Origin of the sequence: Pseudoalteromonas sp. 19-MNA-CIBAN-0066, from assembly GCF_040308705.1 — a bacterium.
GTDB classification, from domain to species: Bacteria; Pseudomonadota; Gammaproteobacteria; order Enterobacterales; family Alteromonadaceae; genus Pseudoalteromonas; species Pseudoalteromonas nigrifaciens.
In genome coordinates, this window is record NZ_JBEONZ010000338.1 from 1 (window position 1) to 249 (window position 249).

Sequence of the window (249 nt, forward strand, 5' to 3'; positions counted from 1 at the left end):
GTACCATTACACTTGCATCAGAGCGTGCTACTTTACTCGCAAGCTCCAATAATTGAATACTAGTTGGGTCAGCAACAATAGGTCCGTCGGTTTCTTTTGCTTTTTCAGGCAAATAACGGCTCACCATATTTAACAGCACTTCAGGTGCAAATGGTTTAGCCATGTAGTCAATTGCACCTAGGCGCATGGCTTCTACCGCATCGTCGATTGTGGCGTACGCCGTCATCATCAATACAGGCAAATCAGGGT

Annotated in this window: 1 protein-coding gene; it reads right to left on the reverse strand. The window is 45.8% G+C overall.

Annotated elements, in window-relative coordinates; genetic code table 11:
• The coding region (locus AAEZ18_RS19345) for a response regulator (RefSeq protein ID WP_352256063.1) at positions 1–249 on the reverse strand (249 nt) is incomplete at both ends.